Genomic DNA, 24484 nt, shown 5'->3' with positions numbered 1-24484 from the left:
TCGATCAGCCGATAAAGTTGGCCAGAACGCCCGCGATGACCACAGAGAGGATGGTCACGGAGGTGAAGCCGGAGATAACATAGGCGGTCTGGATCTTGGCAGTGACAGCGTCCCGCTCCTCCTCGGTCTCGGCCACGGCGTTGGTGATCTCAGTGGCGATGAGCTCGGTGCCGGGATAGCCGATCATCTGGCACATGGCGATACCAATGGACAGCTTCTTGCTGCCCACCACCTTCCAGGCGGGGGTGAGGAAGAAGACCACGAAGGTGAAGGCCATGACCAGCACGAAGATGACCACAGTGGCGAAGCCGATGGTGGGGATCATGCTGATGTCGATCTTAGCGAGAGAGGGGATGATGGTGCACAGGGACAGGAAGGAGAAGAAGCCGTTGGCCTTGGCCTGGGTGGCCATGATGGCGGGGGGCACCAGGCCGGTGTTCCGGGCCACGATGCCCAGCACCATGCACATGATGGACATGTTAATGAAGCTCAGGGGCGTGCCCTTGAAGAAGCCGGCCACCACCTCAGCGATGACGATGGCAGCGGCGCCGATGGCCAGGCAGATGAAGGTGGTGTAGTACTTTTTGATGCTCTGCCAGAAGGGGGCCTTCTTGGCGGTGCCGGACTCGCCGGACTGCTCGTTATACCAGCTGTAGTTGGGGTCGGCGGCGTGCTTGGCCCGCAGCTCCTCCACCAGCTTGTTGGCCACGCCCAGGCCGCAGTTGGAGGCGGGCAGAGTGCCCACGAACTTCTGCACGGCGTAGATAAAGGTGGCCAGACCCGCGGCGGCGGGAAGGGATGCCTCCTCACAGGCTTTGACCATAGTAGTGGTGGCCACGATGCCGCCGTTGACGACGGGGGCGGCGGCCAGGGCAAAGTCCTTGCCGATGATGGGGATGGCCACGGCGCAGCCCACAACGGCAGCGGCCATGCCGATCATAGCGCCCACCACGGTGCGCCACTCCCGCTTGAGCTGGGGAATGTCAACGGTGGTGCCCATGTTGAACAGCAGGAAATACTGGCCGAGAGACGCCACCGCGGCAAAGCCGGAAGTGGTCATGATGTCGGCGGGATAGGCTCCGGTCATAAACAGGACAAGGAAGCCCATCATAATGACGAACATGGAAGAGATCTTGGCTTTGGTGAGCGCGCCGATCAGGTCGCCTGCGAAGAAGATGAGCAGGATCAGGAATACTGCTTGATACTGTGACATTTTTGTACCTCCATTTTACACACAGTTTTTTCTATTTTCGCCGCCTGCCCTCTCTCAAAACAGGCGGTAAAAACCAAAGGAATGGAAACGGACTTATTTCGCCTTGCACTGCTGGGCAAAGAGCTCGATGAGGGTGGTGCCCAACTGGCCCAGCTTGAAAAACTCCTCCAGCACCAGGTACTCATCCCGGGTGTGGTTCTTGGCGTAGCCGCAGCCGCAGCCGATGCAGCGGATGCCCCGGCCGGTGAGGTTGTTGGCGTCCATTCCGCCGCCGCCGGCCTCGGGGTTGAACGTAAGGCCCAGCTTCTCGCAGGCGGCCTTGGCCAGGAGCAGCACCGGCTCGTCCTCCGTGATGTTCAGAGGGGGATAGCTCAGCTCGGTGACGATCTCGATGCCCACATTGCGCTCGGCGGCGATCTTGCGGCAGTGCTCGTCGAAGTACTTCATATACTTCTCCAGCTTCTCGGGATCCCGGCTGCGGGCCTCGCCCTTGAACCCGGCGCTGTCGCACACAGAGTTCCGGGCGGTGATGCCGTGGACGATGGGGAAGTTGGATACGGTCTCGAAGTCCAGTCGGCCGGTCTTCAGGGTAAAGAGCATCTCGCCCATAGCCTTGGCCGCGTCGATGCCCTTCTCCGGATCCGCCCCGGCGTGGGCAGGCTTGCCGGTGAGCTCCACGTCGATGGTGTACCGGCCGGGGCCCTTGACCACGAACCGGCCAACATCGCCGGTGGCGTCAAAGACATAGCCCATCTTGGCCTGGAACACAGAGGTGTCCAGCACGTCGGCTCGGGAGCCCCAAACGCCGGGCTCCTCCTGCACGGTGAAGACCACCTCCAGCCGGGGCAGAGGCTTGCCAGAGGCGATTGCCTGGCGGAAGCTCTCCAGGATACCGCACACGCCAGCCAGGTCGTCGGCGGCCAGGATGGTGGTACCGTCGGAGTAGAGAACCCCGTCCTTTTCCACCGGCTTGATCCCAAAGCCGTTGGGCATACGATCCATATGGGAGGAGAACAGCAGCGCGCCGTCCAGCTCACCCTCCCGGATCCCGATGACGTTGCCGCAGTTGCCGCCCAGCTTGGGCCCCGCGTCGTCCCGGGTCACGGTGAAGCCCAGAGCCTCCAGCTTCTTGACCAGAATATCGGCCACCTTGTCCTCCTGGCCGGAAACGGCGTCAGTAGTCACCAGCTCCATAAAGTCCTTCAGCATTGCTTCGTTCCTCATGGTAAAACCTCCTTTTTTTTAGTGGGGGGATCGCTTACTTGCTCTTCAGACTCTCGGCGAAGGTCTCAATAAGGGCCACGCACAGTTCGCCGGACTGGAAGAAGTCCTCCAGCACCAGCTGCTCGCTGGTGGTGTGGTTCTTGGAGTAACCGGTGGCCACACCGATGCAGTCCATGCCCCGGGCGTTGTGGATATTGCCGTCAAAGGCGCCGCCCAGCACCGCGGTCTGGAAAGGCAGACCCAGCTTCTCACAGGCCTTTTTGGCCGTGACCAGGGCGGGGTCGTCCTCGGGGGTATAGAAGGGCAGGAAATTCTCCTCCGTGGTGATCTCAATGCGGGCGCCGTGCTCATCGGCCACCTTCTGGCAGTGGGTGCGGAAGTACGCCACATAGTCCAGCAGCCGCTGCAGATCCCGGCTGCGGGCCTCCCCCTCAATGAGGGCGTGGTCGCAGACCACATTGATGTTGGCCGCCCCGGTGCCCGACTCCAGATGGGGGAAGTTGGAGGTGGTGATCTCGTCCAGCCGGCCCTGACGCAGGGTGGAAATAATGTCGGCCATGGTCTTGGCCGCGTCAATGCCCTTCTCCGGCTCATTGCCGGCATGGGCGGGCTTGCCGAAGATCTCCGCCTTCAGGATGTACCGGCCGGGGGCGCCGTTGATGAACCGGCCCGCACCGCCGGGGGAGTCGAAGATATAGCCGATATGGGCCTTCAGCGGGCTGGGATCCATGACCTTGGCGCCGCCCAGGCACAGCTCCTCCTGAATGGTGAACAGGACTTCCAGCCGGGGCAGGGGCTTGCCCGAGGCGATGACCCGGCGCAGGCCCTCCAGAATAGCGCACACACCGGAGATGTCATCGGCGGCCAGGACGGTGGTGCCGTCGGAGTAGAGAACGCCGTCCCGCTCCACCGGCTGGATGCCAAACCCGTTGGGGACACGATCCATGTGGGAGGAGAGCATCAGCGCGCCGGGCAGCTCCCCCTCACGAATGGCGATGAGATTGCCGCACACCCCGCCGAACTTCGGGCCGGCGTCATCCATGGTGACGGTAAAGCCAAGCTCCTCCAGCTTCCGGGTGAGCTTAGCGGCCACGGCGTCCTCCTTGCCGGAGGCGGAATCCGTTTGCACCAGCTCCAAAAACTCTTGATACATCCTCTCGTTTCTCATGTCGTCCCTCCTGATCCGTTCCCAGGTCTCTTTGTGGATCGCTTCGTCGCAGACGAACCGATCCCTTTTATTGTGAAACAATAAAAATTTTGCTCTTGATCCATATAAAGCCGTTCAAAACAGCAATCCTGATGCTTTTAATACGATATCACTTGCGAAGCGTCTTTAATAGGTGTAAAATAATGTCCGAAAACGAAAATTGTGTCCGAAATAAAGGGAGGGCAAACCTATGAAGCTTGGCATCATCGGGCCGGAGACCACGGTCAGTTTCATCCGAAAGGTTTTGGAGCGGGATATCACCGACGTTCAGACGGTCTATTCCTGCACGGAATTCTACGAGGAAACAGTGGAGTTGGCCGCCCGGTTCCAGCGGGAAAAGGACGTGGACGCCATTCTCTTTTCCGGCCCCACCAACTACGCCTACACCCGCAAGCGCCTCTCCCCTACCATCCCCTGGGGCTATCTGCCCCACAGCCGCACCGCCGCCCTTCAGGCCTTTTTGGAGGCCACCACCATCTGCGGCAGTGACCTGAAGGGAAAGGGCATCAGCGTAGACCGTTACAGCCCCGAGCTTTTGGCCGAAGTGCTGAAAGATGTGGGCATTGTGGACACGACCTTCTACCAGGCCCCCCATGATTTTGAAACCCCTGGCTATGAGAGCAAGCTGCTGGAATTTCACCGCAGCTGCTTCCGCCAGGGGTTGAGCTCAGTATGTTTCACCAGTATGGAGCACGTCCAGGCGCCCCTGCAGGCGGAGGGGATCCCCTGCATCCGCACCTATCCCGCCGAGGAGATGATCCGGGAGCAGGTCTACCTGCTGCAGATCCGCCACTTTTCCGCCCAGGGCAACCACGGCAAGCTGGCTGTCATCGGCATACGCTATGACTATATCTTCGACGACGAACGGAACCTGGACATTCGTGAATGGGAAAAAGTCCGTTACCAAAATGAGTTTAAGGAGCGGCTGTTCGGCCTGGCGCAGCGGATGGGCGCCGCTGTCTTTGAGCAGGGCACCGAGATGTTCTTCCTCGTCACCAGCCGGGATATGCTCATCAACGGCTTTCTGAAAAGCGGCGCCCACCAGGATCTGCTCCAGTTCGGCCGCCGCACCTCCAACTACAAGGTCTGGGTGGGTATGGGGGTGGGCGGCACCATGCTGGAGGCCAAGTCCCGGGCCAACATGGCCCTTAACACCGCGCAGCGAGACCGCCGCAGCGGCTCCTATCTGGTGGAGGACGACATGTTGGTGACGGAGGTCTCCTCCCTCTCTTCGGAGGAGAGCAGCCGCAGTCCCTTCTTCGCCCGGCAGCTGAAGGTCAGCGCCGGCACTCTGGCCCGGCTGGCCTTTATCCTGAACCGGGACGGAAACGTGACCACCTCCGAGGAGCTGTCCCAAAAGCTGGGCATCACCTCCCGCAGCGTCAACCGCATCATCGTCCAGCTGGAGGAGGCAGGCTATGTGGCCACGGTGGATAAGCGTTCCGCCGGCAAGGGCCGCCCTGCCCGGGTGATGAAGATCACCCTTCCCGACACGGTTTCTCCTGCACGCGAATGATGCAGGCGGCAGCCAAAAGGGTACGCTGGAACAGGGATTCCACCACCGCGTATTCCCGCTCGGTGTGGTTGAAGGCGCCTCGAACGCCCATAGCGCAGACCGTGGGCACCCCCTCGTTCACCGAGATGGAGGAATCAGAGGCTCCGCTGACCTCAAAGGGATGGACGGGGCCATAGCCGATCTCCCGGGCAGTCTCCTCCACCAGCTCGTAGAGCTTTTGAACGCCCTGCGTATGCTCCATGGGGTCAAATACGCCCCCCACCCGCATCGTCGCGGTGGTGTCCGGAACTGTGGAGGGGGCCTCCATGATCCGGCGGCAATCCTCCAGCAGCTCCTCCTTTATGGCAATGGTGGGGAACCGGAGGGAGGCGGTGATGGTGCAGCTGTCCGGCACCGTATTGGAGCTCTCCCCACCGGTGATGACCCCGCAGTTGATCAGTTTGCTCCTGGGAAGATCGTTGAGAGCCTCCAGGGCGATGATCCGGTGGGACGCCTCCAGGATCGCCGAGCGGCCCTTCTCCGGCTCGATGCCCGAGTGGGCTGAAACGCCGGCAATGTGAAAGTTGACGATGGCGGCGCCCCGGCGGCCCACCACAATGCCGTCATCCAGATAGCCCGTTTCAAAATTGAAAGCGGCGGCGCAGCCCCGGGCCTCCCGGGCCATGACCGCCTTGGCGTCGGAGTTCTTGTGGGCGGTCTCCTCGTCCCCGGCAAAGAGGAAGCGGACGTTTCGCCCTGCCCAGCCGACGCTTTGAAGGGCCTTCACCGCGTACAGGGCAATGACCAGCCCCGCCTTCATATCCAGGACTCCGGGGCCGTGGGCGGTGCCGTCGGGATCGATGCGGAAAGGATTCTTCGTGGCGGCTCCCGGCTGGAAGACGGTGTCCATATGGCCGATGAGCAGGACGGGGGCCTCCTCGCCGCCATTGTCCCAGTCCGCCACCAGCACCTGGGAGCCGTCCTCCATGGGCACAGGCCGGGTATGTACCCGCATGGCCTCCAGCTCGGCACAGAGACGGCGGCACACCGCTCCAACGCCCTCCTTTTGGGCCGGGCCGCTCTCGGTGTTCACCAAGTCCCGCCACAGATCCAGCATCTCCTGGCGGTGGGCGTCAATATAGCGGCGAATGGCGTCAATATGTTCCATGTTTGCTCACACTCTCTTTCTCAGATCCTTGCGATGCAGGCGGCCGCCAGCGCGGTACGGGTAAAGAGGCTCTCCATCTGGGCATATTCCTTTTCCGTGTGGTTGAACTCGCCCTTCACGCCCATGGCGCAGACAGTGGGCACCCCCGCCACCACAGCCACGGAGGAATCGGACACGCCGCCCACCTCGAAGGGATGAACCTCTCCGTAACCCATGTCGCGGGCGGTCTCCTCCACCAGCTCATAGAGCTTCTGGACGCCTTCGGTGCGCTCCATGGGATCCATGACCATCTCCACCCGCATGGTGGTCTTGGTTCCCTCAATGTTCACCGTGTCGGAAATGGCCTTGCAGTCGGCCATCAGCTCTTCCTTGATGGCCACCGTGGGGAAACGAAGGCCGCAGCGAATGGAGCAGGCGCCGGGGATGGTGTTCTCTCCAATGCCGCCGGAGACAAGGCCGCAGTTGATCAGCTTGCCCCGCGGAATGTCATTGAGGGCCTGGATAGCCAGGATCTTGTGGGCCGCCTCGGCAATTGCAGAGCGGCCCTTCTCCGGGGCGATGCCGGAATGGGCGGCCACACCCTCGATGTCAAAGACCACGACGCTGCCGCCCTTGCGGCCCACCACAACGCCGTCGTCGGGATAGCCGGTCTCAAAGTTGAACGCGGCACAGCCTCCGGCCATGATCTGGGCCATGACCTCCTGGGCGTTGGAGTTCTGGTGGAGGGTCTCCTCGTCGCCGGCCAGAACGAACATGATGGGGTGCTTATTGTACCCCACCGACTGGAGGGCCTTCACCGCGTAGAGGGCCACCACCACGCCCCCCTTCATATCCAGGCAGCCGGGGCCGTGAACCTTGCCCTCAGCGTCGATGCGGAAGGGGTTCTCGGTGGCGGCGCCGGGCTTGAAGACCGTGTCCATATGGCCGATGAGCAGGATGGGGGGCAGCTGGCTGCCGTTGTCCCACTGGGCCACCAGAATGTCGCCCACCTTTTCCATGGGGATGGTCTGCACAGACAGTCCGCAGGCGACCATCTCCTTGCGCAGCAAGGCGTTTACCGCATCCACGCCCTCCTTCTGTGCGGGGCCGCTCTCCGTGTTTACCAGATCCCGCCACAGATCCAGCATCTCCTGGCGGTGGGTGTCAATATAGCTGTGAATCTGCTGATAAAACTGTTCCATTATGATCCTCTCCATTCTGCTTTTTGGGGTTATATTGGCTTCATCGTAGCAAGATTACCTTTTTTTGTCAAGTATTCCCACCGCCGAAATTTGGGTAAAAAGCAGCCCAAACCGCACAAATTGTGTGTGGTTTGGGCTGTTTTTTGATCCTTATTTAAAGGCAGGCGCGGAACAGAGAGACGGTTCTTGCGTCTTGCCAAAAAGAACCGCCCCGTCCTCTATCCACTCTTCCCGCCCGTTTATTTCCCCGGCTGGGCGGGGACCTCCGGCAGAGTCTCTATCTGAAAATACTCCTGAAGGAAGGTCCTGTCGCTGGGCTTATATTCCCAGATCCTCCCCGACTCGGAAAAGGTCCGCATATTGGAATAGCACCCCAGGGCATTATAGAGCATCTGGGCGGCATTCTCTCTGGAGATCGGGGCGTTCATATCCACCGCCTCAAGTTCCTCATACAGGTCGGGGACGGTATGGCGGACCAGCGCGTCGACATGGCTGGCCCAGGCGCTCCCCGTCAATTGGTAAACCGCCGGGTCGTAGCCCAGCATGCCCAGGCACAGCTTGGCAAACTGGATACCGGTGACCTCCCCGTCGGGGTCAAAGCTACCGTCCCCGCCCCCATCGAGAATGTTGAACATGGAGCCAAAGTTGATATACCCCTCGGCCCAGTGTCCGTGGATGTCGGAAAAGAGGGGCACCGGGTCGGCGGGAATGTCAGGCTCCCTGCCGCCGGTACTCATCAGAACGATCATCTTGGCGGCCTCGGCCCGGGTCACGGTACCGCCGGGGTCAAAGCATCCGTTTTCCTTGCCTGAAATGACGCCCAGCCCGCACAGGGTACTCACTGCGTCCCAGTTGGCAATGCTTGCCGAATCGGTGAAGCGAGTCGGATCGACAACGACAACTTCTCCGGGCTGGATGGCCGGCGTCTCCACCTCCCCCGCGCCGGGGTCGGGACAGAAGAACACATTCGTCCCGGCGCAGGACAAGAGGTCCTCGCACTGCGTACAGATCTTCTCCAGGCTCAAAAAATTGGAGGTCACATCTTTGGGCTTGGATATCAATGTCTCCTTGATCATCCGCCATTTTGAGTCCGGAGATCTTTTCCAAAAATCGTTTATATAGGGGGAATCAGAAGCAATGGCATTCAGCGGCAAATAGGGCTCTATGTCGTCAGACAGGAGATGTTGCGTATAGAAGGACACCGCATCCAGATACCACGTCATATCAGGCGGTTCCGGCAGACTTTGTATCGCCTGAACTGACGCCCGGATCTGCCCCATGTATTCCACGAATTCCTCGTCGGAGTCAAGGGCATAATTCTTCTCCAGCAGCATGCGCACATCGTCCAGGTGGCCGCGCAGGGCGGTGACGTATGTGCCAATGGCCTCCAGTGCGTCCGGGTCATAGACATCCACGGTGTTCCACTGCTCCAGCCACAGGGCCTTTAACCCCAGCAGCTGGGCCGCGCCGCTGACAGGAAGGTAGATACACTCACGGAACAGGAGGGGACACAGCGGCGTTCCCCCGTCGGAGACAAAGGTCTTGATCTGGCCATCAACGGTTACGGTGACATCCGGGCACAGGAGCACATCGATCCCGTTTTTCATGTCCAGCTGATATTGCTCGTCCCCCTCCGGCCGCTTCAGATCCAAGCGGTCAAAATCAAGATCCTTGGGCCGGTAGTAAACGGGCTCCGCCGCGTTGGAGGTGATCGTCACCGCGTTTGTATCGGCATCCCACCGGGCGTCCGCCCCCATCCAAAGTCCCACCGTCGCCAGGGGGATATATACCATGTTCTCATAGGCAATGGCTTCCCGCCGTCCCTGCTGGTCATCCACAAAGCCCGCCTGCGTCCCCTTGACAATGACCCACCACGGGGAACGGATGTCGGCGTGGACCGTCTGCTCCCCCGCGGCGAATGCCAGCGTCCAGCAACAGGCCAGCGCGGCACAGAGACAGGCAGACAAAAATCTGTATATCCGTTTCATCGTTGACCCTCCCTATTATATTTTGTAGGACAGGAGAGGACAGAGGGACGGTCCCTCTATCTGCTCATACGCTTCTCCGCCAAAGCGGAGGGAACCAGCGTGACACACAGAGCTATCGCTGCCAGTACGGAACAAATGCGTTTCATTGAACTTCACCCCTGAAATATTAGAATGTGCCGCCGGACAAAAGGACTGTCCCCATGTCTGCTCACCTCTGTACTCTATTTGCGCCGGATTTTTTTATAAATTAAGTAAACTGCTATCGCTACCGCAGCACAAAAAAGCGGCAGCACGACCGTCAATGTATCCATTAGTTCCAAGATACCGTTACGATTCCATCATCAGAAACCGTCGTATTAACAACCCCTGTAGATGTAAAGAGCAAATCTGTAATTAGCGTATACTGTACGCTCGCATTAATTTCAGCCGGAAAACTTGCAGTTGATATCGACCGAGCAATTTTTAAGGACGGATTTGAAGTAGAATAGCCAATTGCGCTATAACGATGATCCCTCGCATTGGACACTTTCCAGTGTGAACCCGACTTTTCCAAATCATATTTATAGCTCATACTAAGAATAGGACTATTATAATACGAAGTCCATACGCCTTCTGAGGCTGGATCTGATTTGCTTCCCGAACGCGTTTGCGCTGCCGGTTCATACCGCACCCCAATTGTTACTTCTTGACCATTTTCAAGAAAAGTCTTGCTATAGTGATATGGCATCGACATATCAATTTCATTAGCACTAACAGATAGTTCGGATGCAACAGTCGAAGAGGAATTCACATCCACCGCAACCGCCGGGACTGCCAGGCCCATACACATGGCCAGGGCCAGGAGCATGCTTACCAAACGTTTCTTCATTATGATACACTCCTTTTCTTTCTTTTGTCAAATCTTTGTGACCGAAACTTAGTAGCTCACGAACCCGGACACTTCGATCTCCGACGAAGAATTGTTGCGGACTGCCAGGGTATACTGGCCGCGCTTTTCGATCTCGATGCCCTGATTGACGCTTCCGTTTGTCGCGGTCACAAAGTGGAAGACATTATCAGAATCGATCAGACCAAAATCCACGCTGGCCGAGGAGGGGGCATAGCTTGCGTTGATGGTCACCACTTCTCCCGCATCCAGGGAAAAGCTGCTGTTGGCTCTTCTCAATTTGTTTGCGGAAACGGTCATGCTGAATTTCCCGGATGCCCGCTGCATGTCGATGGAGAAGGCGGCGGGCTCCGCCTGTGTGTTTGCCGCTGTCACAGGAAGGCAAAAACAATTTACCATGACGGCACAAGCCAACGCAACGCCCAAAGCTCTCTTCAGTTTCATATTCTCACCCCCTTTCCCCAGTTCTTACCAGCCTTCGATAGAAAACTCCTCTTCCTCTTCCTGGGGCAGTACCTCCTGCTGTTCCAAATCGCTGATGGGTCTGGGGCTCTCCTCATTTTTGACCGGCCCGCCGGTATGCTTCACAAATAAAAACACGATAGAAAGGAGCACGATCACGCCGAGAAAAATCGCAGCCGCCGTTTTCCGGCGCCCTGCGCGGCCTCTTTTGATCTCTTCAGTTCTTGCGCTTCCTTCTGCCTCTGTCTCCGACGCAGAGTCACTCAGTAAGTAATCAAGCGTAACGTGATATAGCTCGCTCAGATACTTTAAATTTTCAGTAGAAGGGACCGCCTCGCCCTTTTCCCATCGAGAGACGGCTTGCCGGGAGACGTCCATTTTCTCCGCTAACTGCAATTGCGTCAGTCCGTTTTGTCTGCGCAGGGAAACAAGCCTTTCTGCCAAATTCATCCTTTTCATCTCCGATTTTAGTTTGATTGCCGCAAAAAATAAACCGCTTTCGGTTTACATTCGCGCAATTTTTAGTTGCGCGGGGCTTTTTGCACAAATTTTTGATAGGTCGATTCATTCACTGTATCACACAGCGGACACTTTGTCAAAATTTGAACAATGATTCTTTTACCCATCCAAACATACAAGGAGAGCCTGCCGTAAGGCAGGCTCTCCTTGTTTTAATATCCTTTATTCCTCCGCCAGGCGCCAGCGCAGGCCGGAGTACCGCCTGGACTGGCGGTTGTTGGCGGTCATCCGGGCGACGACCTCCTCCTCGCCCACGATCACCAGCAGCTCTCTGGCCCGGGTGATGGCGGTATAGAGCACGCCCCGGATGAGCAGCCGGGGGGCGGTATCCAGCGCAGTGAGCACCACCGCCCGGTACTCGCTGCCCTGGGACTTGTGCACGGTCATCGCGTAGGCGGGCTCCAGCTCTCCCAGCATATCGGGGGAGTACTCCACGATGTGGCCCTCAAAGTCCACCGTCACGATCTCCCGGCGGTTGTCCACCTCCAATATATGACCCACATCCCCATTGAAGACCCCCATGCCCATCTCCAGGCCGTCGGGAGTCTTCCAGAGTACGTCGTAGTTATTCTTCACCTGCATGACCCGGTCTCCCTGACGGAAGATATAAGGGCCGAACTTCCGCTCCCCCTTGTCCTCCGCCGGCGGATTCAGCGCCTGCTGAAGGGCCTTGTTCAGGCTGGCGGTGCCGCCGGCGTACTTCCGGGTGGGGGACAGGACTTGTATCTGGTGGGCGGGGATGCCCATGTTCTCCGGCAGGCGCCTGCCCACCAGATCCACGATGGTCTCCTCCGCCAGGGCGGGATCCGGCCGGCGAAGGAAAAACACATCCTGGGTACTGTCGTTTTTCAATACCGGAGCCACCCCCTGGTTCACCTGATGGGCGGTGCGGATGATGGCGCTCTGCGCCGCCTGGCGGAAAACTTCTGTCAACCTCACCATCGGCACTTCTCCGCTGCGGATCAAATCAGAAAGCAAATTTCCCGCCCCTACGGAAGGAAGCTGATCCGGGTCTCCTACCAGTACCAGGCGGCACTCCTCCCGCAGGGCGGAGAGAAGGGCCGACATTAAAGTTATGTCAACCATCGAGGTCTCGTCCACGATCACCGCGTCCACCTTCAGCGGGTCGTCCTCCTTATGGGCAAAGACCAACTGGCCCGTCTTGGGGTCAAAGCGGGTCTCCAGCAGCCGGTGGATAGTGGTTCCCTCGGCCTGGCAGAGCTCTCCCAGACGCTTGGCCGCCCGGCCGGTGGGGGCGGCGAGGGCGGTCTCCAGCCCCAGAGCCTCGAAAAGGGAAAGCACCCCCCGCAGGGAGGTGGTTTTTCCGGTGCCGGGGCCGCCGGTGAGGAGCATCACCTGCCGCTGGGCGGCCAGCTCCACCGCCTGCCGCTGCTGGGAGGCATAAGTGATCCCCTGCTGGGCCTGGATGCGGTCGATGACAGCGTCCAGGTGGTCGGGACAGTAGAGCTCGTTTTGGCTCATTGCGGCAATACGCTGGGCCACATGAGTCTCCGCCTCCCAGAGCGCCGTGAGGTAGCAGGCATCCTCCCCCGCCACCTGATCCATCGTCACCTTCCCGGCGGCCTCCAGCATATCCAGGCCCGCCGTCAGCGTCTCTGGGTCACCCACTCCCGTAAGCGCCTGAGCCGCCCCCAGCAGCTTCTGCCGGGGCAGAAAGGTGTGGCCGTTGTCCAAATTGTGGGTCAGTACAAAAAGGAGCCCCGCCATCACCCGCTGGGGATGATCCTCCGCAAAGCCCAGCTCCATGGCAAGCTGATCGGCCTGGGCAAAGGGGACGGAGAGCTCCCCCTCCGTCAGCAGGTAGGGGTCGGCCTCCACCGCCTCCCGGGCCCGGTCGCCAAAGCGGCGGTACAGCGGCATGCCCAACTGTGGGGGCAGGCCGTGCTCCGAGAGAAAGTCCAGCAGCCGGCGCATGCCCATCTGGAGACGGAATGCCTCCCCCATGGACTCCGCCCGCTTTTTGGTGATGCCCTTGATGGCGGTGAGCTTTTCCGGCGTGCGCTCCAGCACCTCCAGAGCGGCGTCCCCGAACTCCTCCACCATGCGCCGGGCCGTGGCTATACCGACGCCCCTTACCACCCCGGAGGCCAGATAGTCAAAGATCGCCTTTTCCCCCTGGGGCATGCCCCGGCGGGCCACCTCCGCCTTGAATTGAGACCCGTAGGAGGGGTGGCGCATCCACTGGCCCTGCGCCCACAGGCTCTCGCCGGGCGCCACTCCGGGCATGCAGCCCACTACGGTGACGCACTCCTCCTCCCCCACGTCCAGCTTGAGGACGGTGTAGCCGTTCTCCTCATTTTGATAGATCACCGTGTCCACGGCGCCCTCTATGCAGTTGGGAAATTCATCCATGGGGGCACCTTCTTTCGTGGACAGGGCTGTTATCCCTCCGGGATTTGTTTTATGTAAACTGAAAGCTCCGACGCTGGGCACAGGCCGATCTCCGGCTCCCGAAGGCAGAGAGCAGCGGCCACCGCCCTCCCCTCCTCGTCCAACCCGCAGTCCGCCACCAGGATGGGGGCGTTCATGAGTCCGCCGGCCCGGAGCCAGAGCATCCCGGTGACGGCCTGCTCCAGACCGTTCCCCGCCCCCTGGGCGGGGATGACCACGCAGCAGCGGCCCGTTCCCGCCGGAGTCAGCAGATGGCCGAAGGTCAGCCAGCCCAGGCTCAAAAGGCCCATTACCGCCAAAAGGGATAAAACTACTTCCAAAATTGCCCGCATATTGCTTCACCTCTCCCCAGTTTACGGAGGAGAGGTGAAAAAGGTGTCATTCAGGCCATAACAGTGGCAAAAAGATCAAAGCCCAGATGGGTCAGTCCGGTCATGATGCACCCGGCCAGGATGACGCCCAGGACGATGGAGGGCATGGCCTTTCGCAGCGGCATATCCAAAAAGGCGGCGGCCAGCGCCCCTGTCCAGGCCCCCGTCCCCGGCAGGGGGATGCCCACAAAGAGCAGCAGGCCCAGATATTTATAGCGGCTGACCTTGTTCCCTTTCAGGTGGGCCTTCCGCTCCAGCGCGTCAACCATGCCGTCCAGCCTGGGAAAGTGGGCGCGCAGCCACTGAAAGATGCGGCGGATATAGATGATGATGAAGGGGGCGGGCAGGATGTTGCCGATGACGGCGGCGGTGAAGGCCACCGGATATGGAAGGCCAAGGCCCACTCCGAAGGGGATCCCCACCCGAAGCTCAATAATGGGGATCATGGACACCAGGAGGGTGAAGATAAATTCGCCCCCCATGGTGGTCTCCAGCCAATTCAAAAGATCCAAGGAATCCCCCTCCTCTTTTGCGTTTCCTCTATCATACCACAGTTTCCCATAGGAGGAGATAAAAATTTTATGAATCTTTTTCTCTGTGGATCAGATAAGGCGGCTCCTCCCCCTCAAAGATGGCCGACCACAGTCTTTCCCTCTGGATGGGGTCGGAATACCGTTTCCGGAATATCTCCCACTCCTCCTGCTTTTTTCTTTCCAGCTCCTCCGCCGGCATTCCCTCAAAAATGAACGCCCGCATCTGCTCCAGCAAGCCGAGATTCTTTTTGAAGTAGGTCCGGGCCCGCATCCAGGCCCGCTCCCGCTCAGCCGACCGATCATTCCATGTGGAGCGGCGGGGGATGGGTTTTCCCCGCAGGACCCACTCCATGATCAGCATTTCTCCCATAACTCCCCAGCGGGTGGTCTTCTTCCTGTACTCCCACTCCTCCCGGGGAAAGGCGGGAAGCTGTTCCAAATGCCCCAGCTTTTTCAGGTCGTTCCATAAATAGTCCTGCCGGAGAGGATGATCCACAGAGTGGAAATACCGCTTATGCTCCTCCGTTCCCCGAAACCAGTCGTCCCCCCGGAGAAAGGGCATCACCGCCAGGTCCTCCATGGCAGCCTCTTCCGCCCCCATCCAGTCATAGACCGCCACCACGGGGATATCGTAGATGTCCCCCGCGTCCTCCTCCCAGCTATCCACGATCAGCACCGCCGTATACAGGTCGTCAAAAGGCCAGCAAAAGGTGGAGCCACGCCATGGCTCACACTCCCGCCCCAACCGCAGGGAGAGCACATCCCCCACCTTCCAGGGCAGCCTCTTGTGGGTGTATGGCCGGAGTTTCTTCCCCCCGGCCGGCTCCGAGCGCAGCTTTTCCTCCAGCTTGACCATGACCTCCCGGCGCTTCTCCCGGTCCCTAGGCCTAGCCTCAGCCCACCGGGCTTCGTCTACACTGGAGGCCAGGATCGCCAGAGCCTTCTCCCGGCGCTCCTGGGCAAATGACCGTATTCCCACTGAAGGAGCGCAATGGTGAGCCAAAAGAGATACCACACTCTTCGTCCCGGTCCGGCTTCCACTCCTCCAGCATCTGAGCCACCGCCTCCTCGGGCGGCACTCTCTTCCGCAGAAGGTCCAGATAGGTATCCCTCACGTCGGAGGTCGTGTCGTCGCTGTAAAATCCTGTGCCCCACGCGCCCATCGGATCCCCTCCTTCCTGCCGCAGGCCAATCTGAGCTTATTCAGTCAAAAGCCTTCCCCCTGAAAGGGTTCGGATTCCCCAGGGGCTTCGCTGTCAGGCGGAACATGACGCAGCCGTCGGGACAGACCACTACCTTGCTGTATTTTCCGTCCCCGCCGATGTTCTCCAGGTCGCCTCCGCTGCGAACCGCCTCCATAATGGGAAACAGGGTCATCATCACCTTGGAGCAGATACCGCAGCCCTGGGCGTTCACCGGGCAGCCATAGGTGCAGGTGTATTTGTCCCCGATCTCCTCCCCGTTCCGGCAGTAATGCTCCGTCTGTTCTCCCTGGAGGAAGCCCATCACTTCAATTTCAAATTCGTACTCCTCGTCCAGCCACTTTTTCATATCCTGTCTCCTCTTACAGCATCCGCTTCAGGTACCGCCCCGTATAGCTGTCCGGACAGGCCGCCACTTCCTCGGGAGTGCCGGTGCAGACGATATTGCCGCCGCCGTCTCCCCCCTCGGGGCCCAGGTCGATGAGGTAGTCGGCAGTCTTCACCACGTCCAGGTTGTGCTCGATGACCACCACAGTGTTGCCCATATCCACCAAACGCCGGAGCACGTCGATGAGCTTGTGGACGTCGTAGCTGTGCAGGCCGGTGGTGGGCTCATCCAGAATATAGATGGTGCGGCCCGTGGCCTGCTTTGCAAGCTCGGTGGCCAGCTTCACCCGCTGGGCCTCGCCGCCGGACAGCTCCGTGGAGGGCTGACCCAGCTTGATGTAGCTCAGGCCCACCTGGGAGAGGGTCAGCAGCTTATTATAGATCTTCGGCAGATTCTCAAAGAAGGGCAGGGCCTCATCCACGGTCATCTCCAGCACCTCGTAGATGTTCTTGCCCTTGTAGCGCACCTCCAGGGTCTCCCGGTTATAGCGCTTGCCGTGACACACGTCGCAGGGGACGTAGATGTCGGGCAGGAAGTGCATCTCGATCTTCAGAAGGCCGTCCCCCTGGCAGGCCTCACACCGGCCGCCCCGGACGTTGAAGGAGAACCGGCCGGGGCCGTAGCCCCGGGCCTTGGCGTCTGGGGTGGAGGCAAACAGTTCCCGGATATCGTTGAACAGGCCCGTGTAGGTGGCCGGGTTACTGCGGGGGGTGCGGCCGATGGGGGACTGGTCGATATTGATGACCTTGTCCAGGTACTCCTCCCCCTCCATTCCATCGTGCTTGCCGGGCCGGGTCTTGGCCCGGTTCAGGTCGGCCGCCAGCCGCTTATATAAGATCTCGTTCACCAGAGATGACTTGCCCGAGCCGGATACCCCCGTCACACAGGTGAAGGTGCCCAGGGGAACGGACACGTCCACCCCCCGCAGGTTGTTCTCCGCCGCTCCCCGAACCGCGAGGAACTTTCCACTGCCCTTCCGCCGCTCTTTGGGCACGGGGATACTCAGCCGCCCGGAGAGGTATGCCCCCGTCAGGGACTCGGGGCTGTTCATAATATCCTCTGCCGTGCCCTGGGCGATGATCCGGCCGCCGTGGACGCCGGCGCCGGGGCCCACATCGATAAGGTGGTCGGCGGCGCGCATGGTGTCCTCGTCGTGCTCCACCACCAGCAGGGTATTGCCCAAATCCCGCAGGTGGCGCAGCGTCTCCAGCAGCTTGTCATTGTCCCGCTGGTGCAGGCCGATGGAGGGCTCGTCCAGAATATAGAGCACTCCCATAAGGGAGGAGCCGATCTGGGTGGCCAGGCGGATGCGCTGGCTCTCGCCGCCGGAGAGGGTGGCGGCGGCCCGGGAGAGGGTCAGGTACTCCAGACCCACCGAGTTCAAAAAGCCAAGCCGGGACTTGATCTCCTTGACGATCTGCCCGGCAATGAGGGTCTTCTGCTCCGAGAGGGTGAGCTTTTCCATAAAGTCCAGTGCGTCGGTGACCGACTTGCTGCAATACTCATCGATGCTCAGCCCTCCCACCGTCACGGCCAGGGACTCCCGGCGCAAACGGCGGCCGTGGCAATCCGGGCAGGGCTTTTCCGCCATGCACTCCTCCAGCTCCCGGCGCATGGCGTCGGACTGGGTCTCCCGGTAGCGGCGCTCCAGATTGTTGCAGATGCCCTCAAATGCCTGCACCAGGGTGCCCTGGCCGTTGGCCCGGTCGTAGGTCAGCTTCAGCTTCTCCCCACGGGTGCCGTAGAGGATCACGTCCAGCACCTCCGCCGGCAAGTCCTTCACCGGGGTGGTGAGCTTGAACTTATAGCGCTTTGCCAGGGCCTCAAAGTACATCCGGGAGATGGAGTCCCCCTTGATGTTGCTCCAGCCGCTGGCGGTGATGGCCCCGTCCAGGATGGACAGCTCCTTGTTTGGGATGATAAGCTCCGGGTCGATCTTGAGCTGTATCCCCAGGCCGGTACAGGTGGGACAGGCGCCGAAGGGGTTATTGAAGGAGAACATGCGGGGGGTCAGCTCCTCGATAGAGATGCCGCAGTCCTCGCAGGCGTAGTTCTGGGAGAAGGAAATGTCCCTGTCCTCCCCCACGATGTTGATGATAATGAGCCCTCCGGACAGGCCGGAGGCGATCTCCACGCTGTCGGTGAGCCGCTGGGCGATGTCCTCCCGGATCACCAGCCGATCCACCACGATCTCGATGCTGTGCTTTTTGTTCTTGTCCAGGCTGATCTCCTCGCCCAGATCGTAGAGAGAGCCATCCACCCGCACCCGGACATAGCCCGACTTCCGGGCGTCCTCGAAGATCTTCTGGTGCTCCCCCTTCTTCCCCCGGATGACGGGGGCCATGACCTGGATCCGGGTGGCCTCAGGCAGGCGCATCACCTGGTCGATGATCTGATCCACGGTCTGCTGCTGAATCTCCTTGCCGCAGTTGGGACAGTGGGGGGTACCCACCCTCGCCCAGAGAAGGCGGAGATAGTCGTAGATCTCCGTCACTGTGCCCACGGTGGAGCGGGGGTTTTTGGAGGTGGTCTTCTGGTCGATGGAGATGGCGGGAGACAGGCCGTCGATGGAGTCCACATCCGGCTTCTCCATCTGGCCCAAAAACATCCGGGCGTAAGAGGACAGGCTCTCCACATACCGCCGCTGCCCCTCGGCATAGATGGTGTCGAAGGCCAGGGAGGACTTGCCGGAGCCGGACACGCCGGTGAGCACCACCAGCTTGTCCCGGGGGATGGTCACGTCCACATTTTTCAGATTGTTGGCGCGGGCGCCTTGAATGGTGATGGTATCCTGCATAAGAACGTTCTCCTTTGTATGGGGGATCGGGCCAAACCGTGATCCTTGGGCCCTCTTATAAGGCAGAGCGGCAGACCATTATTTGCCCCGCAGCTCGATGATGCGGTCGCGCAATACGGCGGCGTACTCGAACTCCAGCCGCTTGGAGGCCTCCCGCATCTCCTTTTCCAGCTTCTCCACAGCGGCGTCCAGCTCCCGCTTGGTCATGTTGTTCTTCAGGCGGACGGCGTGCTCGGCCTCCTCCTCGCCGTGGGACAGATCCACCAGCTCCCGGACAGACTTGATGATGGTCTTGGGGACGATGCCGTTGGCCTTGTTGTAGGCGTCCTGCTTGGCCCGGCGGCGGTCGGTCTCCCCGATGGCCGCCATCATGGAGGGAGTCATCTGGTCGGCGTACATGATAACAAGGCCGTCGGCGTTCCGGGCGGCCCGGCCGATGGTCTGGATGAGGCTTGTCTCGCTGCGCAGGAAGCCCTCCTTGTCCGCGTCCAAAATGGCCACCATGCTCACCTCGGGAAGATCCAGTCCCTCCCGGAGCAGGTTGATGCCCACCAGCACGTCATAAGTGCCCAGGCGAAGGTCGCGGATGATCTCCTGCCGCTCGATGGTGTCGATATCATGGTGCATATACTGCACCTTGATCCCCACGTTTTTCAGGTAGCCGGTCAGATCCTCCGCCATCTTTTTGGTCAGGGTGGTGACCAGCACCCGCTCCTTCCGGGCCACCCGCTGGTTGATCTCTCCGATGAGGTCGTCGATCTGGCCCTCCACAGGCCGCACCTCCACCCTGGGATCCAGAAGGCCGGTGGGCCGGATGACCTGCTCCACGATCTGACCGGAGCGGCTCTTTTCATACTCGCCGGGGGTGGCGGAGACGTAGACCACCTGATTGACCCGCTGTTCAAACTCCTCAAACTTCAGCGGCCGGTTATCAAAGGCACAGGGCAGGCGGAAGCCGTAGTCGATGAGGGTGGTCTTCCGGGCGTGATCGCCGTTATACATGGCGTGCACCTGAGGCAGGGTCACGTGGCTTTCGTCAATGAACATCAAAAAGTCCTTGGGGAAATAGTCCAGCAGGGTATAGGGCGGCGAGCCCTTAGGCCGCCCGGAGATGGGCCTGGAATAGTTCTCGATGCCGGAGCAGAAGCCCAGCTCCTGGAGCATCTCAATATCGTACATGGTGCGCTGCTTGATGCGCTGGGCCTCCACCAGCATGTTGTTGCTCTCGAAGAAGGCCACCCGCTCCTCCAGCTCCCGGTAGATCTCCTGGATGGCGGCGGCCATCTTGTCCCGGGGAGTAATGTAGTGGCTGGCGGGATAGATGGGGATGTGCTCCAGCCGGCGGATCACCGCCCCGGAGACCACATTGATCTCGCTGAGGCGGTCGATCTCGTCCCCAAAAAACTCCACCCGGATGGCGGTGTCCCGCCAGTAGGCGGGCCAGATCTCGATGGTGTCTCCCCGGACGCGGAACATATTGCGCTCCCAGGCGATGTCATTGCGCTCGTAGCGGTCTTCGATGAGGCGGCGCATCAGCTCCTCCCGCTTCATCTCCTCCCCCACTCGCAGGGTGATCATCATGTGGGCGTAATCCTCCGGCTCGCCCAGGCCATAGATGCAGGAGACCGAGGAGACCACGATCACGTCCCGCCGCTCGATGAGAGATGCGGTGGCGGAGAGGCGCAGCCGGTCGATCTCGTCGTTCACCGAGGAGTCCTTTTCGATGAAGGTGTCGGTGTGGGGGATATAGGCCTCGGGCTGGTAGTAGTCGTAGTAGGAGACGAAGTACTCTACGGCGTTGTTGGGAAAGAACTCCTTGAACTCGGCGCACAGCTGGGCGGCCAAGGTCTTGTTGTGGGCCAGTACCAGGGTGGGCCGCTGTACCTTTTCGATGATCTTCGCCATGGTGAAGGTCTTGCCCGAACCGGTGACGCCCAGAAGGGTCTGCTCGGTCAGGCCGTTTTCCACGCCCATGGCCAGGGCCTCAATGGCCTGGGGCTGGTCGCCCGAGGGTTCAAAGGGACTGACGACCTTGAATTCCGGCATGGGTACACCTCCTGTCCGCGGTTTTTCCCCAGTATATCAAAACATTTGTTCGATTGCAAGGGGTTTCCAAAGAAAAATATCTCGATTTTATCCCCGCCAGAATTCCACGCCGCTCTCCGCCATGGAGACCATATCGTCATCCACGAAGACCAGGTGATCCACCAGCTCCACCCCCACCGCCTTCAGCACCTGGAAAAGGTAGTGGGTGGTGGCCTTGTCCTCGGCTGAGGGGATGGCCAGCCCGGAGGTATGGTTGTGGGAGAGGACTACCCGGGTGGCGTTGAGGGTGAGGGCGGCCTCCGCTACGCTCCGGACGGTGACCTCGGCGGCGTTGGCGTTGCCCTCGGAGATCTTGCGCACGCCCAGGCTCTTTCCCTTGCCGTCCATGCACAGCAGAAACACCCGCTCGTTCCGGGCGCCGAAAAAGTAGGGCCGGAGGAGCCGGCACATATCTTTTGTGGTGGCGACGATCTTCCCCATGTCTGTCCGGCCCACCAGATAGCGGCCGGAGACCTCCTTCACCACCTTAAGCAGGGTGGCGGCATGCTCCCCGATCCCCGGCGTCTTCATCAGCTCCTCTGTCGGGGCGTCCAGGATCCCGGCAAGAGAGTCGAAGCGCTCCAGCAGGGCGTGGGCCGTCGGGTTGGTGTCTCCCCTGGGATTGGCGCAGAAAAGGAGCATCTCCAGCAGCTTATGGTCGGGAAAGGACTCAGGCCGGGCCAAAAACTCCTGCCGCATCCTTCCTCTGTGTCCGTCATGAATGGACGCCATGACGCCTCTCCCCCTTCTCTCTGTCTATCATTTCCCGTTTTCCGCCCAAAAATTGTCAAGGTATTATATCACTTTCACGCCCACGGCACAAGGGCAAATGGGTGAGAAAGAATTGGAAGAGCGGTCTTTCCAAAACATTTCGTTTCTTTTTTCCCCATCTATGATATAATGAGGGAGATCATTCTCTTGCTTGAAAGGAGTTCTTTTTCATGTTCAACGCAAAATCTCGGTTTACCGCCGCCCTCCTCACCGCCGCCCTATCCCTCTCCTTCTGTCCCGCCGCCCTGGCGGCCGAGCCGGAGGGGATGACCCGGGCCCAGGTGCGGGACGCTCTTTTGACCGCCGCCACCGATTATAACCCCGGCGTCACTGGAGAGGACATCCTCCGCGGTGATGAAAACGGCGAGCTTCACCTGGAGCGGACTGTGACCCGGGCGGAGGCGCTGGTGATGCTGGAGCGGGCCTTCGGCGGTCTGCCCGCCCCGGTGGGTGCAAACGCCCGGAGCGCCTTCCCCGCTGAGGAATTCACCGATGTGCCCGCCTGGGCGCAGGAGGAGCTTACCGGGGTCTTTGCCGCCGGCATCGTCGCGGGCACCGAGGCGGGCCGCCTCTCCCCCCAGCAGCCGGTGAGCGAGGCGCAGCTGGACGCCCTCATCCGCCGGGTGTACGCCCTGGAGGGCACCCAGCTCAAGGACGACTTCTACGCCGCCGTCAACAAGCAGTGGCTGGACTCCTCCACCATCCCCGCCGGCCAGCTCATCAACGGCCCCTTCTACGGCCTGTCCTATGAGGTCAACGACCAGGTGGCCCAGCTCATTACCGGCATCGCCTCCACCCCCCAGGAAAAGGGCACTCCCGAGGCCAAGATCGCCGCTCTCTACCACACGGTCACCGACCTGGAGGGCCGGAATCAGGCGGGGGCGGAGCCCATCCGCAAATATCTGGACGCCATCGAAAACGCCAGGGATCTGGACGAGCTCCTGGCCGCCGACGCCCTGATGGAGGAGGAGCTGGCCTTCTCCACCCTGCTGGGCTTCGGCCTTATGGTGGATCTGAAGGATTCCACCCGGTACAGCGTGATCTTCAGCTCCTTTATCCCCACCCTGAGTCAGGAATTTTACCGCGCCGGGACTCCGGAGCAGAAGGAGGCCTATCTCACCTATATCATCACCTTGCTCACCCTTTCCGGACTGTCTCAGGAGGAGGCCCGGACCCAGGCAGAGCTGGTCTATGAGGCGGAGGCCGCCGTCTCCGCCGCCTCCCTCCCTCCCCAGGATGCGGGAAACGTGGACAAGATCTACAACCTCTATACCATGGCTCAGCTCCAGGACATTTTCCCCCATGTGGACTTGGAGCGGGTCTATGCGGCCTCCTCTTTGAAGGAGACCGATGTGATCGGGGTCACCGACGTGGGGGCTATGGAGGCCGCCGCCGCATTTTTTGACCAGGCGCATCTGGACACCCTGAAGGCCCTGGCCCGCCAGGCTCTGGTCAGTATCACCAGCCGCTATCTCAGCCAGAACTTCACCGACGCCGCCTACGACTTCCAGGCGGTCTACTACGGCGTCGAGGGCCGCCTGTCTCCAGAGGAGCTGGCCGCCGCCCAAGTCCAGGGCCTGCTGTCCGACTACCTCTCCCACGCCTATGTGGACGCCTATTTCTCCTCCCAGGCCAAGGCCGATGTGGAGAATATGGTCTATGCGTTCATCGACATCTATAAAGAGCGGCTCCAGGCCCAGGACTGGATGAGCCAGGAGACCCGGGCCATGGCCCTGAAAAAGCTGGATACCTTAGGGGTAAAGGTGGGCTATCCCGACGACTGGAGCACCTATCTGGACAACGCCGACATCCGCACCCCGGAGGAGGGGGGCACCTTCTTCTCCAACTACACCTCCATCCAGTGCTCCGCCAAGGCGGAGTTCCTCCTCTATCAGGACAAACCGGTGGACAAGGCCCAGTGGGTCACCTCCCCCGACACGGTGAACGCCTTCTACAACGCCACCGCCAATGACATCACCTTCCCCGCCGCCATCCTTCAGGCCCCTCTGTATGATGTGAACGCCAGCCGGGAGGAGAATCTGGGCGCCATTGGCTACGTCATCGCCCACGAGATCACCCACGCCTTTGACAATTCGGGGGCCAAATTTGACGAGAATGGCAACGCCGCCAACTGGTGGACTGCGGAGGACTACGCCGCCTTCCAGATCAAATGCGACGCGGTGACGGCCTGGTATGAGGGGCAGGAATCCGCCCCCGGACTGGCCTGCAGCGGTGCGCTGACCCTGGGGGAAAACGTGGCCGACCTGGGGGCCGTCGCCTGTGTTGTAACGGCCGCCGGTGGCCTGGAAGATCCCGACTATGACGCCCTCTTCCGCTCCATGGCCCACACCTGGGCCTCCACCGCCTCCCGCCAGACCCAGGCCGCCCTCCTCTCCGCCGACGTCCACGCCCCGGACAAGCTGCGGGTCAACCGGGTGCTGCAGACCATCCCGGAGTTCTACGAGACCTACGATATCCAGCCCGGGGACGGCATGTGGGTCAGCCCGGAGGAGCGGGTGTCCATCTGGTGAGCCTTTCCCACTCCATATCAAAAGAGAAGCGGAACGCCGCGGCGTTCCGCT

At 60.5% G+C, this 24484-nt stretch carries 19 protein-coding genes; 2 read left to right on the top strand and 17 right to left on the bottom strand.

From position 1 onward, the window contains the following. Positions 1–4: 4 nt before the first annotated feature. From NFR87_RS05280 to NFR87_RS05270, 3 genes are all read right to left on the bottom strand, one after another. On the bottom strand, positions 5–1213 hold the full coding sequence (locus NFR87_RS05280; RefSeq protein ID WP_251447374.1) for a hypothetical protein: 1209 nt from the start codon (positions 1211–1213) through the stop codon (positions 5–7). 93 nt (positions 1214–1306) lie between these two features. Then, positions 1307–2437, bottom strand: a complete 1131-nt coding sequence (locus NFR87_RS05275; protein ID WP_251447371.1) for a M20/M25/M40 family metallo-hydrolase — start codon at positions 2435–2437, stop codon at positions 1307–1309. A gap of 34 nt (positions 2438–2471) precedes the next feature. Continuing rightward, positions 2472–3605: a M20/M25/M40 family metallo-hydrolase gene (locus NFR87_RS05270; RefSeq protein ID WP_251447368.1), complete on the bottom strand. Its 1134-nt coding sequence runs from the start codon at positions 3603–3605 to the stop codon at positions 2472–2474. A gap of 229 nt (positions 3606–3834) precedes the next feature. Here NFR87_RS05270 and NFR87_RS05265 point away from each other — a divergent pair, with 229 nt between their 5' ends. Next, positions 3835–5160 (top strand): helix-turn-helix domain-containing protein, encoded by a 1326-nt coding sequence (locus NFR87_RS05265; RefSeq protein ID WP_251447365.1) that lies wholly within the window; start codon positions 3835–3837, stop codon positions 5158–5160. Here the strand turns inward: NFR87_RS05265 and NFR87_RS05260 are convergent. The 14 genes from NFR87_RS05260 to NFR87_RS05195 all read right to left on the bottom strand — a co-directional run bounded on the left by NFR87_RS05260 (position 5123) and on the right by NFR87_RS05195 (position 21863). Next, positions 5123–6307 (bottom strand): M20/M25/M40 family metallo-hydrolase, encoded by a 1185-nt coding sequence (locus NFR87_RS05260; RefSeq protein ID WP_251447362.1) that lies wholly within the window; start codon positions 6305–6307, stop codon positions 5123–5125. The genes NFR87_RS05265 and NFR87_RS05260 overlap by 38 nt on opposite strands. A gap of 20 nt (positions 6308–6327) precedes the next feature. Continuing rightward, the gene (locus NFR87_RS05255; protein WP_251447359.1) at positions 6328–7488 is read right to left on the bottom strand and encodes a M20 family metallopeptidase; all 1161 of its coding nucleotides are present in this window, start codon (positions 7486–7488) and stop codon (positions 6328–6330) included. A gap of 239 nt (positions 7489–7727) precedes the next feature. Further along, positions 7728–9476 carry an S-layer homology domain-containing protein gene (locus NFR87_RS05250; protein WP_251447356.1) on the bottom strand — a complete coding sequence of 583 codons (1749 nt, stop codon included), beginning with the start codon at positions 9474–9476 and terminating at the stop codon, positions 7728–7730. A 310-nt stretch (positions 9477–9786) separates the two neighbouring features. Further along, entirely contained in the window at positions 9787–10344 is a 558-nt protein-coding gene (locus NFR87_RS05245; protein WP_251447353.1) for a hypothetical protein, read from the bottom strand. A 48-nt stretch (positions 10345–10392) separates the two neighbouring features. Next, entirely contained in the window at positions 10393–10806 is a 414-nt protein-coding gene (locus NFR87_RS05240; protein WP_251447350.1) for a hypothetical protein, read from the bottom strand. 24 nt (positions 10807–10830) lie between these two features. Beyond that, positions 10831–11274, bottom strand: coding sequence for a helix-turn-helix domain-containing protein (locus NFR87_RS05235; RefSeq protein WP_251447347.1), 444 nt, complete (start codon positions 11272–11274; stop codon positions 10831–10833). Between the two features lie 231 nt (positions 11275–11505). Beyond that, a complete protein-coding gene (recD2, locus tag NFR87_RS05230) occupies positions 11506–13716 on the bottom strand; it encodes an SF1B family DNA helicase RecD2 (protein WP_251447344.1) in 2211 nt (736 codons plus the stop codon). A gap of 29 nt (positions 13717–13745) precedes the next feature. Then, positions 13746–14075, bottom strand: coding sequence for a hypothetical protein (locus tag NFR87_RS05225; protein WP_251447341.1), 330 nt, complete (start codon positions 14073–14075; stop codon positions 13746–13748). A gap of 62 nt (positions 14076–14137) precedes the next feature. Continuing rightward, positions 14138–14638, bottom strand: a complete 501-nt coding sequence (locus NFR87_RS05220; protein ID WP_251447338.1) for a COG2426 family protein — start codon at positions 14636–14638, stop codon at positions 14138–14140. Between the two features lie 67 nt (positions 14639–14705). Further along, positions 14706–15638: a hypothetical protein gene (locus NFR87_RS05215; RefSeq protein WP_251447335.1), complete on the bottom strand. Its 933-nt coding sequence runs from the start codon at positions 15636–15638 to the stop codon at positions 14706–14708. A 224-nt stretch (positions 15639–15862) separates the two neighbouring features. Further along, entirely contained in the window at positions 15863–16210 is a 348-nt protein-coding gene (locus NFR87_RS05210) for a TIGR04076 family protein (RefSeq protein WP_251447332.1), read from the bottom strand. Between the two features lie 13 nt (positions 16211–16223). Beyond that, on the bottom strand, positions 16224–19046 hold the full coding sequence (gene uvrA, locus NFR87_RS05205) for an excinuclease ABC subunit UvrA (protein ID WP_251447329.1): 2823 nt from the start codon (positions 19044–19046) through the stop codon (positions 16224–16226). Positions 19047–19124: 78 nt separating this feature from the next. Then, positions 19125–21092: an excinuclease ABC subunit UvrB gene (gene uvrB, locus NFR87_RS05200; protein WP_251447326.1), complete on the bottom strand. Its 1968-nt coding sequence runs from the start codon at positions 21090–21092 to the stop codon at positions 19125–19127. Positions 21093–21179: 87 nt separating this feature from the next. Next, positions 21180–21863 carry a JAB domain-containing protein gene (locus NFR87_RS05195; RefSeq protein WP_251447323.1) on the bottom strand — a complete coding sequence of 228 codons (684 nt, stop codon included), beginning with the start codon at positions 21861–21863 and terminating at the stop codon, positions 21180–21182. A 209-nt stretch (positions 21864–22072) separates the two neighbouring features. Here NFR87_RS05195 and NFR87_RS05190 point away from each other — a divergent pair, with 209 nt between their 5' ends. Beyond that, positions 22073–24433 (top strand): M13-type metalloendopeptidase, encoded by a 2361-nt coding sequence (locus NFR87_RS05190; RefSeq protein ID WP_251447319.1) that lies wholly within the window; start codon positions 22073–22075, stop codon positions 24431–24433. Positions 24434–24484 lie beyond the last annotated feature (51 nt).

The organism is Vermiculatibacterium agrestimuris, assembly GCF_943193085.1.
Taxonomy (GTDB): Bacteria; Bacillota; Clostridia; order Oscillospirales; family Oscillospiraceae; genus Vermiculatibacterium; species Vermiculatibacterium agrestimuris.
The sequence above is the reverse complement of the archived record's forward strand: the minus strand, read 5'-3'. Positions and strand labels throughout refer to the sequence as shown.

Coding starts and splice junctions, on each gene's coding strand:
- uvrB (WP_251447326.1), bottom strand. CDS start 21,092: ATGCCGGAATTCAAGGTCGTCAGTCCCTTTGAACCCTCGGGCGACCAG.
- NFR87_RS05210 (WP_251447332.1), bottom strand. CDS start 16,210: ATGAAAAAGTGGCTGGACGAGGAGTACGAATTTGAAATTGAAGTGATG.
- NFR87_RS05275 (WP_251447371.1), bottom strand. CDS start 2,437: ATGAGGAACGAAGCAATGCTGAAGGACTTTATGGAGCTGGTGACTACT.
- NFR87_RS05240 (WP_251447350.1), bottom strand. CDS start 10,806: ATGAAACTGAAGAGAGCTTTGGGCGTTGCGTTGGCTTGTGCCGTCATG.
- NFR87_RS05245 (WP_251447353.1), bottom strand. CDS start 10,344: ATGAAGAAACGTTTGGTAAGCATGCTCCTGGCCCTGGCCATGTGTATG.
- recD2 (WP_251447344.1), bottom strand. CDS start 13,716: ATGGATGAATTTCCCAACTGCATAGAGGGCGCCGTGGACACGGTGATC.
- NFR87_RS05190 (WP_251447319.1), top strand. CDS start 22,073: ATGTTCAACGCAAAATCTCGGTTTACCGCCGCCCTCCTCACCGCCGCC.
- NFR87_RS05265 (WP_251447365.1), top strand. CDS start 3,835: ATGAAGCTTGGCATCATCGGGCCGGAGACCACGGTCAGTTTCATCCGA.
- NFR87_RS05260 (WP_251447362.1), bottom strand. CDS start 6,307: ATGGAACATATTGACGCCATTCGCCGCTATATTGACGCCCACCGCCAG.
- NFR87_RS05235 (WP_251447347.1), bottom strand. CDS start 11,274: ATGAATTTGGCAGAAAGGCTTGTTTCCCTGCGCAGACAAAACGGACTG.
- NFR87_RS05280 (WP_251447374.1), bottom strand. CDS start 1,213: ATGTCACAGTATCAAGCAGTATTCCTGATCCTGCTCATCTTCTTCGCA.
- NFR87_RS05195 (WP_251447323.1), bottom strand. CDS start 21,863: ATGGCGTCCATTCATGACGGACACAGAGGAAGGATGCGGCAGGAGTTT.
- NFR87_RS05255 (WP_251447359.1), bottom strand. CDS start 7,488: ATGGAACAGTTTTATCAGCAGATTCACAGCTATATTGACACCCACCGC.
- uvrA (WP_251447329.1), bottom strand. CDS start 19,046: ATGCAGGATACCATCACCATTCAAGGCGCCCGCGCCAACAATCTGAAA.
- NFR87_RS05270 (WP_251447368.1), bottom strand. CDS start 3,605: ATGAGAAACGAGAGGATGTATCAAGAGTTTTTGGAGCTGGTGCAAACG.
- NFR87_RS05250 (WP_251447356.1), bottom strand. CDS start 9,476: ATGAAACGGATATACAGATTTTTGTCTGCCTGTCTCTGTGCCGCGCTG.